Source organism: Janthinobacterium sp. GW821-FHT03C08, assembly GCF_059420905.1.
The window spans coordinates 358,304-374,133 of the sequence record NZ_JBWKUP010000001.1; the positions used below are offsets into that span (position 1 = coordinate 358,304).

A 15,830-nucleotide genomic window follows, 5' to 3' on the forward strand; every position below is an offset into this window, starting at 1 on the left:
GCATCAGCCGACGATATTGCCGGCATGGCGGTAATGCCGGCTCACGCCACGCCGCCGCCCAGCAAGCGCTCCACTTCCGCCAGCAGTTCGTCCTCCTGGAACGGCTTGCCGAAGTAGGCATTCACCCCCAGTTCAAACGCATGCGTGCGGTGCTTGTCGGCGCTGCGCGAAGTGATCATGATGACGGGAATGGCGCGCGTCTTGTCGTCGCTGCGCACATTGCGCGTCAGGTCAAAGCCATCCATGCGCGGCATTTCCACGTCGACCAGCAGCAGGGCAGGCATGGCGGGCAGCTCCAGCGCGTGCAGCTGCTCCAGCGCATCGACGCCGTCCTTTGCCAGCATGACCAAATAGCCTTCGCGCTCGAACAGCCGCTGCATCACGCGGCGCACGGTCAGGGAGTCATCGACGACCATCACGCAGGCGCGCGGCGCGGCAAGCGCGCTGGAAGCGGCGCGCTGGTCTCCGGACGCCACCACGTATTGCGGCAGCAATTCCGGATGATGTTCGAGGTGCTGCGCCAGCGCCACCGGGTTCAGGATCAGCACGATATCGCCCGTGCCCAGCACCGTGGCGCCGGCGATTCCCGGCATGCGCGCCAGCTGGGGTCCCACATGCTTGACCACCACCTCGCGGTTGCCCAGCACGTCGTCGACCTGCAGCGCCAGCCTGTCGTTGCCATTCCTGAGCAGCAGCACGGGCACGTAACGCTGCACGGCCTGCGCTGCCGGCGTCTCGCCCAGCATGGACGACAGGTGGTGCAGCGCCAGTGCATGGCCGTGCGACTCGATGCAGCCGGCCGCCTGCACCTGCTCCAGCTGCTCGCCCTTCAAGTGCAGCACCTGCTCCACCAGCACCGAGGGCAAGGCATAGGTCTTGCCGTGCGCCGCCAGCAGCACCACTTGCGTCACTGCCAGGGTCAGCGGCAGGTGTATCGTGAAACGCAGCCCTTGCCCCGCCTGCGTGGCTGTCTCGATGCGGCCGCCCAGGGCCAGCGCTTCGGAGCGCACGATGTCCATGCCCACGCCCCTTCCCGCCAGCTCCGTCAGGCTGTCGGCGGTGGAAAAACCGGGGGCGAAAATCAGCTCGGCCGCTTGCGCATCGCCCAGCTGGGCATCCGGCGCCACCAGGCCGGCGCTGAGCGCCTTGGCGCGGATGCGTTCCAGGTCCAGTCCCGCGCCATCGTCGGAAAAGGCGATCGCCACCTCGTTGCCTTGCTGGCTGACCTGCACCAGCAGCTCCCCCGTTTCGCTCTTGCCTGCGGCCAGGCGGGCCTCGCGCGGCTCGATGCCGTGCACGATGGCGTTGCGCAGCAGGTGTTCGAATGGCGCCGCCATGCGTTCGAGCACGCTACGGTCGATTTCCACGCCACCGCCGCGGATATCGAGATTGACGCGCTTGTCGACTTCCTTGGCGCTTTGCCGCGCCACGCGGAACAGGCGCTCGGCGATGCTGGCAAACGGCACCATGCGGATCTGCATCAGGTCGCGCTGCAAATCGCGCGTCAGCCGCGCCTGCAGCACCAGGTCGTCCGTCACGGCATTGACGCTGTGGCTGAGATTTTCATGGAAAGACGCCACGTCGTTGACGCTTTCGGCCATCATCCGCGTCAATTCCTGCAGGCGCGTAAAACGGTCGAATTCAAGCGGGTCGAATTCGCGTTCGCTGCCGACAGCCATGCGCGAGGCGATCTGCGATTCGGCCTGTATTTCCACTTCGCGCAACTGGCGCCGCAAACGCAGCAGATTATCGGAAAATTCCGCCAGCGAAGCGCCCAGCACGCCGACCTCGTTTTCCATCTTCGAGCGCGTGATCGACACTTCGCCAGCCTGGTTCACCAGGCGGTCGAGGATATCGGCCCGCACGCGCACCAGGGCCGCCTTCGGCTCGACGGCGGGCATGTCCTCCATGCCCGGCAAGGGCAGCAAGGGCTGCTGCAGCTGTTCGAACAGATGCAGCGCATGGTCGTAATGGGCCAGCAATTCCTCGAAGGCCTGCGGCGTGGCGGTGCCGGCGTGCAGCATGTTTTCGATATGCGTCTCGATTTCATGCGCGTGCTGGCCCAGGCGCATGGCGCCGGCCATGCGCGCGCTGCCCTTGACCGTATGCAGGGTACGCAGCAGCATCTGCGCCTGGCCGCTGTCGTGCGGCTGCTGCTGCCAGCTGCGCAGCGCTTCGCCGATCTGCGGCAGCAGGTCGGCGCCCTCTTCCAGGAAGACGGACAGCAGGTCGAGGTCGAGTTCATCGCTGATGCCGGCGCTGGCGGCCAGCAGCGCGGCCGCGTCGGCTGGCATGATGGCCGGCACCAGCGCTTCCGGCAGCGCGTGCACCAAAGGCGGCGCGTGCTCGAAGCCTGCGTCGAACAGGTCGTCGCTGGTACCGAGGTCCGCTGCGGATGTTTCGGCTGTCGCGGGGACATCCGCCTGCAGCGCGTCGGCGACGATGTTCGCATACGTCGCCGCGAACAGGGTCTCGAGCTGCGGATCGGCGGGCCTGGTTGCCGCCTCGGCTGGCGTTTCGGCCGGGGATGCCGGCTGCGCCGGCGTGCCGACGATGCTGGCGTAGGTGGCCGCAAACAGGGCGTCGAGCTGCTCCTCCCGGCTCTCGCCGGGCGGCGCCGTCAACGACCGCCACAGGGTATTGAGCGCCTCGATCATGTCCGGCTGCGCCGGTGCCAGGTCGCCCAGGGCAAACGTCTGCAGCATCTGCCCGATGCGCTGCGTGGCCTGCTCCAGCATGTCGTGCTGCGCATCGCGCAAGCCGGCCAGCGGCGGCACCACCGTTTCGATCGTCGTTTCCAGCGCATGCGCCAGGTCGCGCAGGGCCTGGAAGCCCACCGTCCCGGACGTTCCCGCAAGGGTATGCACGGCCTGCAGCGCTTCCCCGCTGACGGCGCGCTGCTCATGGCGCCACTCGCCGAAGTCGCGCGTCAGCACGCGCAGCAACTCATCCGTCTCGGCCAGGTAGATATTGTACAAAGGGAGGCTGATGCGCAGCTCGCCCACGTGCTTCAGGTGATCGTCGGGTGCCTCGTGCGCAGCGGGCGCCGTGGCGGAAGGAAAGCCGATCACGTTGCCGCTGCCGGGCATGGACACGGGCGCGGACGCCTTCGCCGCCGGCGGCTCGGCCGCGGCAGGACGCGGCTTGCGCAGCTCGAACGGTCCGCCTTCGCGCACGCGTTCGGCTGCCGCCAGCAGCATGCCCGCCTCGCGCTCGCGGCCCGCGCCGCCTTCCAGTTCGGCGACCCATTCGCTGAGCTGGTACCAGCCGTAATTCAGCAGGGTAAACAGATCGTCACTGACGGGGCGCGCCTCGGCCAGCCAAGTATTCATGACGCGCTCGATGGCGCCGGCCGCCTCGGCAAACTGCGCCAGGCCGATCATGCGGCTGCTGCCCTTCAAGGTATGGAAGGAACGGCGCAGCATGGCCAAGTGCTCGCTGCCGGCGGCCTGCTCGCGCGGCAGGGCCAGGGTCGTGTCGATAAAGGCCAGCACGTCGCGCGCCTCGGCGATGAAGATGTCGAGCATCTCCGCATCCATGTCCGCCGCGGCGGGGGCAGCGTCGATGGCAGACGGCACGACCGGCGCCAGCGCCTGGTCCAGCAGGGGCACGGGCACCGCGCCGGCGGCGGCCACTTTCTCGAACGGCAGCGCGCGGAAGGTGCCGGCAGCTGCGTCAAAACGAAACCGCCCCTTGGCCGCCTGCGCATTGCGGCCCAGCATATCGACAAAGAAGCCCAGGGCGCTGACATTCTGCGCGATCTCGTCGAGCGCCTCGGCCTGCTCAACCTGTGCCTCGCTGTCCGGCAGTTGCCGCACGGCCGCATCGACCTGCGCCACGGCGGCGCTGGCATCGCCCTGCCCCAGTACGGCCAGTTGCTGCTGCAATTGCCGCAACAGTGGCGCCACGCCATCGAGCGAAATGCGGCCAGCACCATCGGCGTAGTAGTCGTTGAGCAGTCTTTCCACCTGGCGCAGGCCCGCCTTCATGTCGTCGGCCAGCGCGGCGACGGTCTGGCCCTGTTCGATCTGGCGCGACAGCTCGCCGGCGCTTGCGGGCGGTGGCGCCTCTCCTGCCAGCAGCGCCTGCAGGCGCGCGGCGATGGTTTCCGCGTTGCCGGCGAAATCGTCGGGCAGGCGGCGCACCTGCTCCAGGCCCGTCTCGGCGAACAGCAGCGCCGTGCCGATTTCCTGCTCCAGGGCCGCACTGCGTCCGCTGACCACGGCTTGCTGCGCCACGTCCGCGCACTGGCGCAGCAGACTGGCCAGCGCCGGCAGTTTCAGGGCATCCGCGTGCGCCGCCACGTCCTGCAAGGAGCGGTCAAAGTCCGCGCTGCGGGCAGGATCGAGATCGGCCTGCGCCAGGCGGCTCCAGCTGGCGCGCGCCTGCGCCAGCGCCGTGCGCGCGTCTTGCAAGACGTCCTGGTCGACCTGGCCGTAGCGCCGCGTTTCCACGTCGGCGGGCACCATGCCATCGAGGTCGAACGCCGTGCGCAGCTGCTGCGCCGCCGGCGTCGGTTCGGCGGCGGCGGCGATGAAGAACAGGGCATCGCGCAGCATCGTTTCGGGCAGGCTGGCCGTGCCCTGGGCCAGGCGGCGCAACTGCAGGTTGATCAGGCCAAACAACTGCTTCACATAGAGCGTGCCCATGCCCTCGCCGCTGGCCGCCAGCTCGGCGAACGCCTGCATGGCGTACCAGAAGGTGCGCGCCGGCGCTTCCTGCTGCGCGTCGGCCACGAGGGTCAAGGTTTCATGCAGGGCGGCGGCATGCTGGCGCCTTGTTGCGTCGTCCTGCGCTTTCAGGAAGGGCAGCAAGGACTTTTCAAAGCGGCCGCGCCATGCCGGATAATCGGCGCCTGGCGGCGTTCCGGCCAGCGCGATGGCATGGCCTTCCAGCACGGACGATGGCGGAAAAAACAGGTCGGCCGGATGGATGCGCTCGGCGCCCAGCATGGTTTGCAGCGCCCGATAATAGGGGAACAGACGGGTCGGCTGCGGCGGCGTGCCGGCCACCAGGTCTTCCAGGTATTCGGTGAGGGCCTGATACAGCTCGGCGACGACCTGCGCATGATCCACCGTGTATTCCAGGCTGCCGTCGCGAAAGCGCGCCAGCGCCTGTTCCGCGCCGGCCGTCAGCAGGCTGGCGCCGGCCACGTCGACCATCACCAGTGCGCCATGCGCCTGGTGCAGATGCGAACGTGCATGCTGCAGGGCCGTGGCGCGCTCCTCGCGCTCGCGGCCACCCGCTTCGAACAGCGCCGTCTTCGAGCGGCCCAGCGCTTCGCGGATTTCCACCATCACCCACGACAGAGGTTCGCTGTCGAACGGCTTGGACTGCTGCGGACTATCTGGTGTGCTCATGCATGCCTCGGTAAAGAAATCGTAGCGCAAAAATCGGTACGCACAACGCGCCGCGCCATCGGCTGGCGCGGCGTTCAGGCGGCGACGCGGAAGCGCGACACCGAGTTTTTCAGTTCCTGCGCCAGCATCGATAGCTTATGGATCGATTGCGCCGTCTGTTGCGTGCCATCCTGGGTCTGCTCCGTCACGCTCAGGATATGCTGGATATTCAAGGCCACGCCGCTGGCCGAACCGGCCTGCGTGCCGGTGGCAAACGAGATGCCCTGGATCAGTTCCGCCAGGTGCTTCGACACCTGGCTGATGTCGTTCAGGGCAGCGCCGGCCGCATCCGACAGGCGCGCGCCCTCGACCACGCCCTGCGTGGATTTTTCCATCGCCCTGGTCGCATCCTGGGTATCGGCCTGGATGGCGCGCACCAGTGCGCCGATCTGCTTGGCGGCGGCGGCCGAGCGTTCGGCCAGGCGCTGCACCTCCTCGGCGACAACGGAAAAGCCGCGTCCCGCCTCGCCGGCCGATGCGGCCTGGATGGCGGCATTCAGCGCCAGCACGTTGGTCTGCTCCGTGATGTCGGAAATGAGTTCGGTGATCTCGCCGATTTCCTGCGACGACTCGCCCAGGCGCTTGATGCGCTTGGACGTATCCTGGATCTGCTCGCGGATTTCATGCATGCCCTTGATGGCGTTTTCCACCGCCGTCGAGCCCTGCAGCGCGGCCGCCACCGACTGGCGCGCCACGTCGGCCGAGACGCTGGCCGATTTCGACACGTCGGTAATCGCGTTGGCCATCTTCACCACGGTGGCGCTGGCGTCGAGGATTTCGCGCGACTGCTGCTGCGAGGCGATCAAGAGTTTACTGGAGATGCTTTGCGCCTGCGTCGAGGCGCGGTTCACCTGCTCCGCCGTGGCCGTCACGCGCCCCACCAGGCCGCGCAATTCCTCCACCGTGTAGTTGACGGAATCGGCGATGGCGCCCGTGATGTCTTCCGAGACGGTGGCCTGCACCGTCAGGTCGCCGTCGGCCACCTTCTGCAATTCGTTCATCAGGCGCAGGATGGCCGCCTGGTTCTGGTCATTCGTGGCCTTGGCCTGCTCTTCCTTCTCCTGCGACAGCAGGCGCTGGATCTCCGCCTCATGGCGCCGGCGCTCGGCCTCGCGCGTGCGATTGACGGAATCCTGCAGCAGCACCCTGCCAATGCCGGCCGCCGCGATCAAGGTCAGCAGCACGCCGGCCACCATAAGCCAGAAGGCGACACCCAGGGTTTCCTGGTTCGCGTGGTACATCTGCTGCAGCAGCGTCAGGCGCTGGCGCAGGTCTTCATTCTCGTTGAAGATCAGCTGCTCGGCGCTTTTCGCCGAGCTGAATTTATCCAGGCGGTCGAGGATGGACGAGACCAGCTTCTGGTAATTGTCGAAGCTGGCCTTCAGCGCCACCAGGCGCTCGCGCAGTTCGGCGTCGCGCGTGGGCGCCAGCTGCAGCGACACGCTGCCGTTGAGCAGGCCTTCCACGGCGGCGCGGAAGTACGTCGTGTCGCGCCCCAGCGAAAACGCCGTTTCCGAGCTGATGCTGCCCGACGAGAGGAATTCGCTGGCGCTGCGGCTCATGCGCTGGCTCAGCATCATCAGCCGGCCGATGACGGCCAGGTCGCGCGCATTGCCGCCGCGCTGCACCTTCAGGGCCGCAATTTCCTCGGCCTGCGCCAGCAGCGCGGGCGACAGTGCGTTCAATTGCTGCAAGGTCTTGTCGAATTCGCCCAGTTCCGTCTTCAGGCGCAGGATGGTGCTGGCGGCACGGTCGCTGCTGGCCCATTTCTTGCGCGCGTCGGCCACCGCCGCCAGCAGGCCAGAGCGCGATTCGCCGATGTCGCGCCCATGATACGTCCCGCCGCGCAGCATGAGGCGGAAATCCTGGTTCAGTTCATTGCGGCTTTCCTCGAGCTGGCGGAAGGCTTCCGGATTGCCTTGCACGGCGTTCGGCGCGGCCTTGCCGACGCGCTGCGAGTGCATCAGCGCATCGCTGGCCAGCTGCGTCTGCGCCGAGGCGATATTGCCGCTGCGCGTGTTCAGGCCGACGAACAGCAGGCTGGCGGCCAGGCTCAGGGCCATCACCGTCGACAGGATGCTCAATTGCTTTTGCAGCGGCAGGTGGCCGATCAGCGGCAGCTTCAAGTCGCTGGCCGGTGCGCTGGCCAGCGACTTGCGCCGTCCCAGCGCGTCGCGCAGGCGCAGCGGCAGGTCGGCCGGCAGCGCCGGTTCGCCCGGGGCGTGCTCCACCTCGGCCATGCCGGATGCCAGGATAGGGGAATTGGCGCCCATCAGTATTCATCCTTGCCGGTGGCCGTGCCGGCATAGCCGGCATCGAGGAAGCGCTCCGCCTGCGCCAGCTGCGCCAGGTCCAGGCGCAGCCAAAGCTGTCCTTCGCCGTCGCGCAGTGCCTGCCTGGCCCATGGCGGCCCGTCGGGCGATGGCACGCACTGCATGCCGCGTTGCTGGCGCAGGCCCAGCACGCGCTCGACGAGCAGCGCGCAATTCATGCCCAGGCGGGGTGAAAAGGTGATGATGCGGCTGTCGCCGCCTGGCACGCAAGCGGCCTCCCCCATGTAGCGGGCCAGGTCGATGACGGCCGTCAGGCGTCCGCGCATGGTGGCCAGGCCCAGGTACCAGTCCTGCGCCAGGGGCACGGCCTGGATTTGCACGCCGGAGGCAATGACAATTTCACCAAGCTGCGTCAGGTCGAGCAGGCAGCAGCGGCCGCCGAGCAGCACGCCCAGCTCCTTGCGGGCCGCCAGCACACCGCTGCGCGCCGCCTGCACGCGCTCGATCAACTGCAGCTGATACTGACGCAAACGGCCCTGCCGCGCGCCAGCCTCGAACGGCGGCATGGCCAGCAAGGCCGGAGCAGGCACGCCATTGCCAGGCATCGTGCGCATGCGTCAGGACAGCGCCGCGATCTTCGCCAGCAGGTCGGCTTCGACCACGGGCTTGACCAGGTAATCGCGCGCGCCCTGGCGCAAGCCCCAGATGCGGTCCGTTTCCTGGCTCTTGCTGGAGCAGATAATCACGGGCACGTCCTGCAGTTCAGGATCGCGGGCGATCGCGCGCGTGATCTGGAAGCCATTCGCACCGGGCATCACCACGTCCATCAGGATCAGGTCGGGCCTGGCCTGCTTCAGCTGCGCCAGCGCGTCGGCGCCGTCTTGCGCCGTCAGGACGGCGTAACCGGCACGCACCAGCATCTCGCTCAGGTAGTAACGTTCTGTCGGCGAGTCATCGACGATCAGAATTGTGTGTATGGCCATGTGTTTGTTTACTTCCTTGCTGCGTTGTATACATCATACTAAAAACGGCTGGCCAGGTGCTGCCGCACGGCCGCCAGCAGGGCCTCGGGCGCGAGCGGCTTGGCCAGGCAGGCACTGGCGCCCGCCATGGCGCCGCGCGCGCGGTCGAACAAACCTTCCTTCGACGACAGCATCAGTACCGGCGTGGCATGAAATGCCGCGCTGGCCTTGATCAGCGCACACGTGCGGTAACCATCGAGGCGCGGCATGACAATATCGCACACGATCAGCGCCGGACGGCAGTCGCCGATCGTGGCCAGCGCTTCAAAACCGTTTTCCGCCACCACCACGCGATAACCGGCCGCGCGCAGGATCTTTTCAGCCGCGCTGCGGACGGTGGCACTGTCGTCGATGAGCAGGATGAGGGCGCCGGCGCACGCGCCATCGGACGATGCCTCGGGCAGTAGCGAACTCGTCATTTGATTATTCGGCAATCTTTCATACCATAGCATATGCTGCCGCTACACCATTGTGCGGCCAGCACATGCCAATTGATCAGGATTAACTAAATGGCCACCATTTCGAAATCATCCTTGCGCGCGCCGCATTCGGGGCAGGTCCAGTTCATCGGCACATCGGCCCAACGCGTGCCGGGAGCGATGTCTTCGTCGGGCAGGCCGGCCGCTTCATCATAAACCCAGCCGCAAATAAGACACATCCACGTTTGGAATTGCTGCGTTGTTTCGTTGCTACTCACGTTCTGCCACCCTTCAATCAAGTAAAATGCTGAATTAGGTATCTTAATCTACCCGCCGTGCAAAACCAAACTTCTCCCCTCATATTAAGCTTCGGCGTGTCCGATCCCGTCGGCGCGATCGGCATCCAGGCCGACCTGGCCACGTTTTCAGCCTTCGGCTGCCATGGCCTGTCGGTCACCACGGGCCTCTTGATCAGCGATACGGCGCGCGTGGAAGACGTGCAGGCGGTCGACCCTGACTGGGTTTCCGACCAGGCCCGCGTGCTGCTGGAAGACATGTCCGTGGCCGCCATCAAGATCGGCGCGCTGGGCAGCGTGGAAAACGTCACGGCCATCGCCGAAATCGTCTCCGACTATCCGAACGTGCCGCTGATCCTCGATCCCTTCATTTCGGCGCTGCCGGAACAGGGCATGGACGACGAGGACATCCTCACCGCCGTGCGCCAGCTGCTGATCCCGCAAACGACCCTGCTGGTGCTCTCGCCGGACGAACTGGAACGCCTGGCCGAGACCTGGCGCGACGCCGACCCGGACGACACCCTGCAGAACGACGTCGACTACCTGGTGGCACTGGGCTGCGAATACGTGCTCGTCACCGGCATGCCGGCCGACGCCAGCAAATCAGGCACGGCGGAAGGCAAGCTGCGCGCCAACACCCTGTTCGGCGAAGACGGCGTGGTGCGCCACGATCAATGGCGCCACCTGCCCGGCATCTTCAACGGCGCCGGCAGCACCCTGTCGGCGGCCGCCACCGCCCTGCTGGCCCTGGCGGACAATGAAGACGATGTGCCGCAGGTCGTCGTGGCGGCGCAGGAATTCACGGCCGGCGCGCTGGCGCACGCCCAGCGCCACGGCATGGGCAAGCTGGTGCCGAACCGGCTGTTCCAGCTGCAGCGCCAGCACGGCGCCCAGTAATCCCGTCCAGACAAATACAGACGACACAGACAACGATCCACTTTCAAGGCACGATTATCATGACGACGACTTCCCAGAACGACATCCTGTTTACCCGCGCGCAAAAAACCACGCCAGGCGGCGTCAATTCGCCCGTGCGCGCCTTCCGCTCCGTGGGCGGCACGCCGCGCTTCATCACGCGCGCCGAAGGCCCGTACTTCTGGGACGCGGACGGCAAGCGCTATATCGACTACATCGGCTCGTGGGGCCCGGCCATCGTCGGCCATGCCCACCCCGAGGTGGTCAAGGCGGTGCAGGATGCGGCCGCGCTGGGCCTGTCCTTCGGCGCGCCGACCGAAGGCGAAGTGCTGATGGCCGAGGAAATCACGCGCCTGGTGCCGTCGATCGAGCAGGTACGCCTGGTGTCGTCCGGCACGGAGGCGACCATGAGCGCCCTGCGCCTGGCGCGCGGCGCCACGGGACGCGACAAGATCGTCAAGTTCGAAGGCTGCTACCACGGTCACGCCGATTCGCTGCTGGTGAAAGCGGGCAGCGGCCTGCTCACCTTCGGCAACCCGACGTCGGCCGGCGTGCCGGAAGACTTCGTGAAGCACACCCTGGTGCTCGACTATAACAACGTGGAGCAGCTAAAGGACGCCTTCGACAGCTTCGGCGCGGAAATCGCCTGCGTGATCGTCGAACCCGTGGCCGGCAACATGAACCTGGTCAAGGCCACGCCGGAATTCCTGCAGGCGATGCGCGAGCTGTGCACGCAGCACGGTGCCCTGCTCATTTTCGATGAAGTCATGTGCGGCTTCCGCGTGGCCCTGGGCGGCGCGCAGGCGCTGTACGGCATCAAGCCGGATCTCACCGCGCTGGGCAAGGTGATCGGCGGCGGCATGCCGGTGGCGGCCTTCGGCGGCAGCGCGGCGCTGATGCACAACATGGCGCCGCTGGGCGCCGTCTACCAGGCCGGCACCCTGTCGGGCAACCCGGTGGCCGTGGCCGCCGGCATGACGACCCTGAAACTGATCCAGCAGCCGGGCTTCTACGAGCAGCTGGGCGCCACGGCCAAGCGCCTGGCCGACGGCCTGACGGCCGCCGCCAAGGAAGCGGGCGTGGTCTTCTGCGCCGATGCCATCGGCGGCATGTTCGGCATTTATTTCAGCGAAACGCCGCCGACCAGCTATGCGGAAATGATGGCCGGCGACCGCAGCAAGTTCAATGCCTTCTTCCACGCCATGCTGGACGAAGGCGTGTACTTCGCGCCGGCCGCCTTCGAGGCGGGCTTCGTCTCGGCGCAGCACGACGATGCCGTCATCGACGCCACCATCGCCGCTGCACGCAAGGTGTTTGCCACATTGGCATAAGCACTGTCAGACGGTCGCGGTGTCCAGCACCGCTGCCACCAGCGCCGGAAGCTTGTCCATGTCGTTGAACACGACATGGGCACCGGCCGCCTTCAGACGCGCTTCCTGGCCCGGCGCGATATGGCCGCCGCCGATGAATCCCAATACCGTCATGCCCGCCGCCACGGCAGCCGTCACGCCCGTGACGCTGTCTTCCAGCACCAGGCACTGGGCCGGCGGCACGCCAAAGGCGGCGGCTGCCGCCAGGTAGACGCCCGGATGCGGCTTGGCGTGGCCCACCAGGTCCGGCGTGAAGACGCGGCGCTCGAACAGGGGCGCCATGCTAGTCCGCTCCAGCGCCGACAGCACGCGGGCGCTGACGCTGTTCGAGGCCACGGCCTTGGGCAGGGGAATGGCCGCCAGCGCCTGCGCCACGCCGGGCACGGCGCGCAATTGCGCATCGCAGGCCGCATCGACGGCATTGCCGATGGCCATGATCTCATCGGCCGGCAGTTGCGGCAGCCCCAGTTCCTTGTAGATATCCTGCATCAGCGGCACCAGGCGCTGGCCCAGGCGCGGCTCGATCAAGCCTTGCAGGGTGACACCCTCGGGCAAATTGGGCAGGCGCGGCACCAGCAGCTCCAGCAGCGCCTGCAGGGCCACGGCTTCGCTGTCGATCAGTACGCCATCGCAGTCGCTGATCAGGTGGGTGTAACGCGGGAGGGAAGGAACGGTGTCAGGCATGTATTCTCCAGTAGGGGCGACGCGCGGTGCGCACCGCCAGCATAAAACAGCGGGACGCGGCGCGCCACGCCTGGCCGGCCACGTCCCGATACTTTGCGGCGCGTGCCACGCATCGGCGGCATGAAGTAATTTCTTTTAGATAACCTCAATGGCATACTCCAGTTGCCCTGATCGCTTGAATCAGGCCCAACAGGATAGATACCATGACACGCAAAAACTTTCTGCAAGGCCGATTATCCCTGATTTCCACAATTGCCGCGTTTGCCTTCGCGGCGGCCGCGCAGCCCGCGCGGGCCGCGGACGACGATGCCGCCGTCCTCAGCCTCGTGCGCCAGCACGTGGCGGCGCAAGCCAGTTTTGACGTGCAGACCCTGGCAGCCTTGACGGCCGACAACTATGCGGAAGTCTCGCCGATGGGCGACGTCGATACGCGCGAAAAAATGCTCGCGTTCTATGCTCCCGAGAAAAAAACCACCGCCCCCCTCATCACGGTGGAAGAGCCGTTCGTGCGGGTCGCTGGCGATGCGGCCGTGCTCATCGCCAGGCTGGCGGTGACGGTACAGGCGGGTGGACAGTCGCGCGCGATGGCCTTGCGCGCCAGCTATGTGGCGAAAAAGGAGGGGCCGACATGGAAACTGCTGTCGGCGCAATACACGGGCATCGCGCCCAAAAGACCGGCGCCTTGAAAAAACGGGTCTGCGGGCCCGTTTTTCCTATTTCAGCCAGCCGCGGTGGCGGAAATACAGGAAGGGCGCGATGGCGCTGGTAATCATCAGGCCCCAGGCCCAGGGATAACCAAACGACCATTCCAGTTCCGGCATCAGCTTGAAGTTCATGCCGTACACGCTGGCGATCAGGGTCGGCGGCAGGAAAGCCACGCTGGCCACCGAGAAGATCTTGATGATCTTGTTCTGGTTGATGTTGATGAAGCCGACGGTGGCATCCATCAGGAAGTTGATCTTGTCGAACAGGAAAGAGGTGTGGCCATCGAGCGATTCGATGTCGCGCAAAATCTGGCGCGCTTCCTCGAACTGCTCGGAATTGAGCAAGCGGCCGCGCATCAGGAAACTCACGGCGCGGCGCGTATCCATCATGTTGCGGCGGATGCGGCCATTCAAATCTTCCTCGTGGGCAATCGCGTTCAGCGCTTCGGCCGCGTGTGCATCCGTAAATTCCTTTTGCAGCACGCGCGTGCTGACTTCTTCCAGGTTCTGGTAAATGCCTTCGAGCACGTCGGCCGAATATTCCGCATCCGTGGCGTACAGGTCCAGCAGCACGTCCATGTAGTCGGCGATGGAGCCTGGCCGCGAGCGGGCGCGCATGCGCACGAGGCGGAACACGGGCAAGTCGTCCGTATGCATGGAGAACAGAATCTTGCGGGCAAGAATGAACGCCACGGTGATGACGCGCGACGGGCCGTCGTCTTCTTCGCGCAGGAAGTCCGTGCGCAGGTGCAAGTCGCCGTTTTCCGCTTCGTAGTAGCGGGCCGACGCTTCAATGTCCTTGACTTCGTCTTCGCCCGGCAGGGTGACGTTGTAGATGGCCTTGACCCAGGCCCGTTCATCATCGGTGGGATCGGTCAGGTCGACCCAGACTGGTTCGGCGTTTTCGAGGTCTGCGCGGCTGTCGATCGGCACCTGGTTGAGCCGGCCATTCTGTAATACAAAAACATTGATCATGCGCGCTCTCAGCCGGATGTTAGGTTATCGTGATGTGCTGGCGCTGGCGCCAAAAATGAAAACAGCGCAAGTGTACCCGCAAAGCCCTTTTCACGACCACCCCTCGCCACCGCTTTTTCACGGAAAATGTGTGTCGCTGCACCACGGGGCCGGATTAAGATGCTACACTGCAATAATGCAAATTAAGCATGCTTGATCTTATGCAAAGCCTGGCCGCTCGTCCTCACGGCAGTTCGGCCGCCCCCATGCGGCGCAGGATGACACTGGTGCGCCGGTTCAGGTAGCCCGTATCGCGGTGGCGGTCGTAAAAACGGGGATTCGGCAGCATCACGGCCAGCTTCGCTGCCTGCGCCGCACTCAGACTGGCCGCGCTCACATGGTAATAATGACGCGATGCCGCTTCGGCGCCGAAGATGCCCGTGCCAAACTCGACCACGTTCAGGTAGATCTCGAAAATGCGCTGCTTGTCCATCAGGCTTTCCAGCATGTAGGTAATGATCAGTTCCTGGCCCTTGCGCACGTAGCTGCGCGAGCCGGACAGGAACAGATTCTTCGCCAGCTGCTGCGTGATGGTGGAACCGCCCGCCACGACCTTTTGCTTCTTGCTGTTTTTTTCATATGCCTTTTGCAAGGCTTCCCAGTCCACGCCTTCATGCTCGGAAAAGTTCGCGTCTTCCGAGGCGATGATGGCGCGCTTCAGGTTGTTCGAGATGCGGTTATACGGCACCCACGTCTGCTGGATGGTGGCGTTCGGATTCTTTTCCTGCAAGACAGACAATTGCTCGCGCATGAAGGCCGTGCTGGCCGGATTGTGATCGACCCACCACCAGATTTGCAGGAGGAAATATAGTTGCACGACGACAAATGCCAGCACGGGCACGATGAACAGCCACTTGATCCAGCCGTAGCGGCTGCCGCTGCGGCCCTTGGCTTTCTTGGCCCCGCTCACAGGGCACCGCGCAGCTGCGCCAGCAAGTCCTGCGTCTGCGGCCGCACGCCGCGCCACACGTAGAACGCTTCGGCCGCCTGCTCCACCAGCATGCCCAGGCCGTCGCGCACCTGCGCGCCATACTGGGCGGCAAAGTCCATGAAGACGGTGGGCTGGGCGCCATACATCATGTCCAGCGCCAGGGTACGACTGCCGAAGATAGCGGGCGGCACGGGCGGCAAGTCGCCCGCCAGGCTGGCCGAGGTGGCATTGATGACGATATCGAAGACGCCTTCGGGCTGCGTGAAGCCGCCGGCACGCAGCTGGCCGGGGTGCGCCAGCGCCTCGGCAAACTGCGCCACCAGGGCCTCGGCCGTGGCCACGGTACGGTTGGCAATGAACAGTTCCTGCGGCCCCTGCTCCAGCAGGGGCAGGATCACGCCGCGCGCGGCGCCGCCCGCGCCCAGCAGCAGGACGCGCTTGCCGGCAATGGCCACGCCCGCGTTGCGCAGGATGTCCGCCACCAGGCCCGCGCCATCGGTATTGTCGCCAAGAATGACATCGCCATCGAAACGCAGGGTATTCACGGCGCCGGCGGCCCTGGCGCGCGGCGTCAGCTGCGTGGCCAGCGCGCACGCGTCCAGCTTGAAGGGCACCGTCACGTTGGCGCCCTTGCCGCCCTCGGCCGCAAAGCTGCGGGCCGCCAGCGCAAAGCCGTCCAGCGGCGCCAGGCGACGCTCGTAGACGATGGGCTCGCCCGTCTGCAAGGCAAACGCAGCATGGATCAAGGGCGACTTGCTGTGAGCGATGGGATTACCAAAAACGCAATATTGATCAAGGGTTAT

At 65.8% G+C, this 15,830-nt stretch carries 13 protein-coding genes; 3 read left to right on the forward strand and 10 right to left on the reverse strand.

Going from position 1 to position 15,830, the window contains the following annotated elements; all coding sequences use genetic code 11:
• Positions 1-41 precede the first annotated feature (41 nt).
• The 6 genes from AC07VL_RS01670 to AC07VL_RS01695 form a co-directional block, all read right to left on the reverse strand.
• Entirely contained in the window at positions 42-5,360 is a 5,319-nt protein-coding gene (locus AC07VL_RS01670; protein ID WP_494804324.1) for a hybrid sensor histidine kinase/response regulator, read from the reverse strand.
• Positions 5,361-5,434: 74 nt separating this feature from the next.
• Positions 5,435-7,672: a methyl-accepting chemotaxis protein gene (locus tag AC07VL_RS01675; protein WP_494804325.1), complete on the reverse strand. Its 2,238-nt coding sequence runs from the start codon at positions 7,670-7,672 to the stop codon at positions 5,435-5,437.
• The gene (locus AC07VL_RS01680; RefSeq protein ID WP_494804326.1) at positions 7,672-8,286 is read right to left on the reverse strand and encodes a chemotaxis protein CheW; all 615 of its coding nucleotides are present in this window, start codon (positions 8,284-8,286) and stop codon (positions 7,672-7,674) included. The genes AC07VL_RS01675 and AC07VL_RS01680 overlap by 1 nt, the downstream gene beginning before the upstream one ends.
• A 3-nt stretch (positions 8,287-8,289) precedes the next feature.
• The gene (locus AC07VL_RS01685; protein WP_086143773.1) at positions 8,290-8,655 is read right to left on the reverse strand and encodes a response regulator; all 366 of its coding nucleotides are present in this window, start codon (positions 8,653-8,655) and stop codon (positions 8,290-8,292) included.
• Between the two features lie 38 nt (positions 8,656-8,693).
• Complete coding sequence (locus AC07VL_RS01690; RefSeq protein WP_494804327.1) at positions 8,694-9,113, reverse strand: response regulator; 420 nt, start codon at positions 9,111-9,113, stop codon at positions 8,694-8,696.
• 86 nt (positions 9,114-9,199) lie between these two features.
• Positions 9,200-9,352, reverse strand: a complete 153-nt coding sequence (locus tag AC07VL_RS01695) for a rubredoxin (RefSeq protein ID WP_038488910.1) — start codon at positions 9,350-9,352, stop codon at positions 9,200-9,202.
• A gap of 96 nt (positions 9,353-9,448) precedes the next feature.
• On the opposite strand from AC07VL_RS01695, the gene thiD reads away from it, so the two are divergent.
• Positions 9,449-10,306: a bifunctional hydroxymethylpyrimidine kinase/phosphomethylpyrimidine kinase gene (gene thiD, locus AC07VL_RS01700; RefSeq protein ID WP_494804328.1), complete on the forward strand. Its 858-nt coding sequence runs from the start codon at positions 9,449-9,451 to the stop codon at positions 10,304-10,306.
• Positions 10,307-10,365: 59 nt separating this feature from the next.
• A complete protein-coding gene (gene hemL / locus AC07VL_RS01705) occupies positions 10,366-11,655 on the forward strand; it encodes a glutamate-1-semialdehyde 2,1-aminomutase (RefSeq protein WP_494804329.1) in 1,290 nt (429 codons plus the stop codon).
• Between the two features lie 6 nt (positions 11,656-11,661).
• On the opposite strand, the gene AC07VL_RS01710 is transcribed toward hemL, so the two are convergent.
• Positions 11,662-12,378: an HAD family hydrolase gene (locus tag AC07VL_RS01710; RefSeq protein WP_494804330.1), complete on the reverse strand. Its 717-nt coding sequence runs from the start codon at positions 12,376-12,378 to the stop codon at positions 11,662-11,664.
• Positions 12,379-12,581: 203 nt separating this feature from the next.
• On the opposite strand from AC07VL_RS01710, the gene AC07VL_RS01715 reads away from it, so the two are divergent.
• Positions 12,582-13,064, forward strand: coding sequence for a nuclear transport factor 2 family protein (locus AC07VL_RS01715; protein WP_290600969.1), 483 nt, complete (start codon positions 12,582-12,584; stop codon positions 13,062-13,064).
• Positions 13,065-13,091: 27 nt separating this feature from the next.
• Here the strand turns inward: AC07VL_RS01715 and corA are convergent, their stop codons facing one another.
• The 3 genes from corA to aroE all read right to left on the reverse strand — a co-directional run bounded on the left by corA (position 13,092) and on the right by aroE (position 15,830).
• Positions 13,092-14,057: a magnesium/cobalt transporter CorA gene (corA, locus tag AC07VL_RS01720; RefSeq protein ID WP_034746658.1), complete on the reverse strand. Its 966-nt coding sequence runs from the start codon at positions 14,055-14,057 to the stop codon at positions 13,092-13,094.
• 223 nt (positions 14,058-14,280) lie between these two features.
• Positions 14,281-15,006: a monofunctional biosynthetic peptidoglycan transglycosylase gene (gene mtgA / locus AC07VL_RS01725; protein ID WP_494804331.1), complete on the reverse strand. Its 726-nt coding sequence runs from the start codon at positions 15,004-15,006 to the stop codon at positions 14,281-14,283.
• Positions 15,003-15,830, reverse strand: a complete 828-nt coding sequence (gene aroE / locus AC07VL_RS01730) for a shikimate dehydrogenase (RefSeq protein WP_494804451.1) — start codon at positions 15,828-15,830, stop codon at positions 15,003-15,005. The genes mtgA and aroE overlap by 4 nt, the downstream gene beginning before the upstream one ends.

Coding starts and splice junctions, on each gene's coding strand:
- AC07VL_RS01685 (WP_086143773.1), bottom strand. CDS start 8,655: ATGGCCATACACACAATTCTGATCGTCGATGACTCGCCGACAGAACGT.
- corA (WP_034746658.1), bottom strand. CDS start 14,057: ATGATCAATGTTTTTGTATTACAGAATGGCCGGCTCAACCAGGTGCCG.
- hemL (WP_494804329.1), top strand. CDS start 10,366: ATGACGACGACTTCCCAGAACGACATCCTGTTTACCCGCGCGCAAAAA.
- AC07VL_RS01690 (WP_494804327.1), bottom strand. CDS start 9,113: ATGACGAGTTCGCTACTGCCCGAGGCATCGTCCGATGGCGCGTGCGCC.
- AC07VL_RS01695 (WP_038488910.1), bottom strand. CDS start 9,352: ATGTGTCTTATTTGCGGCTGGGTTTATGATGAAGCGGCCGGCCTGCCC.
- AC07VL_RS01710 (WP_494804330.1), bottom strand. CDS start 12,378: ATGCCTGACACCGTTCCTTCCCTCCCGCGTTACACCCACCTGATCAGC.
- AC07VL_RS01675 (WP_494804325.1), bottom strand. CDS start 7,672: ATGGGCGCCAATTCCCCTATCCTGGCATCCGGCATGGCCGAGGTGGAG.
- AC07VL_RS01670 (WP_494804324.1), bottom strand. CDS start 5,360: ATGAGCACACCAGATAGTCCGCAGCAGTCCAAGCCGTTCGACAGCGAA.
- AC07VL_RS01680 (WP_494804326.1), bottom strand. CDS start 8,286: ATGCGCACGATGCCTGGCAATGGCGTGCCTGCTCCGGCCTTGCTGGCC.
- AC07VL_RS01715 (WP_290600969.1), top strand. CDS start 12,582: ATGACACGCAAAAACTTTCTGCAAGGCCGATTATCCCTGATTTCCACA.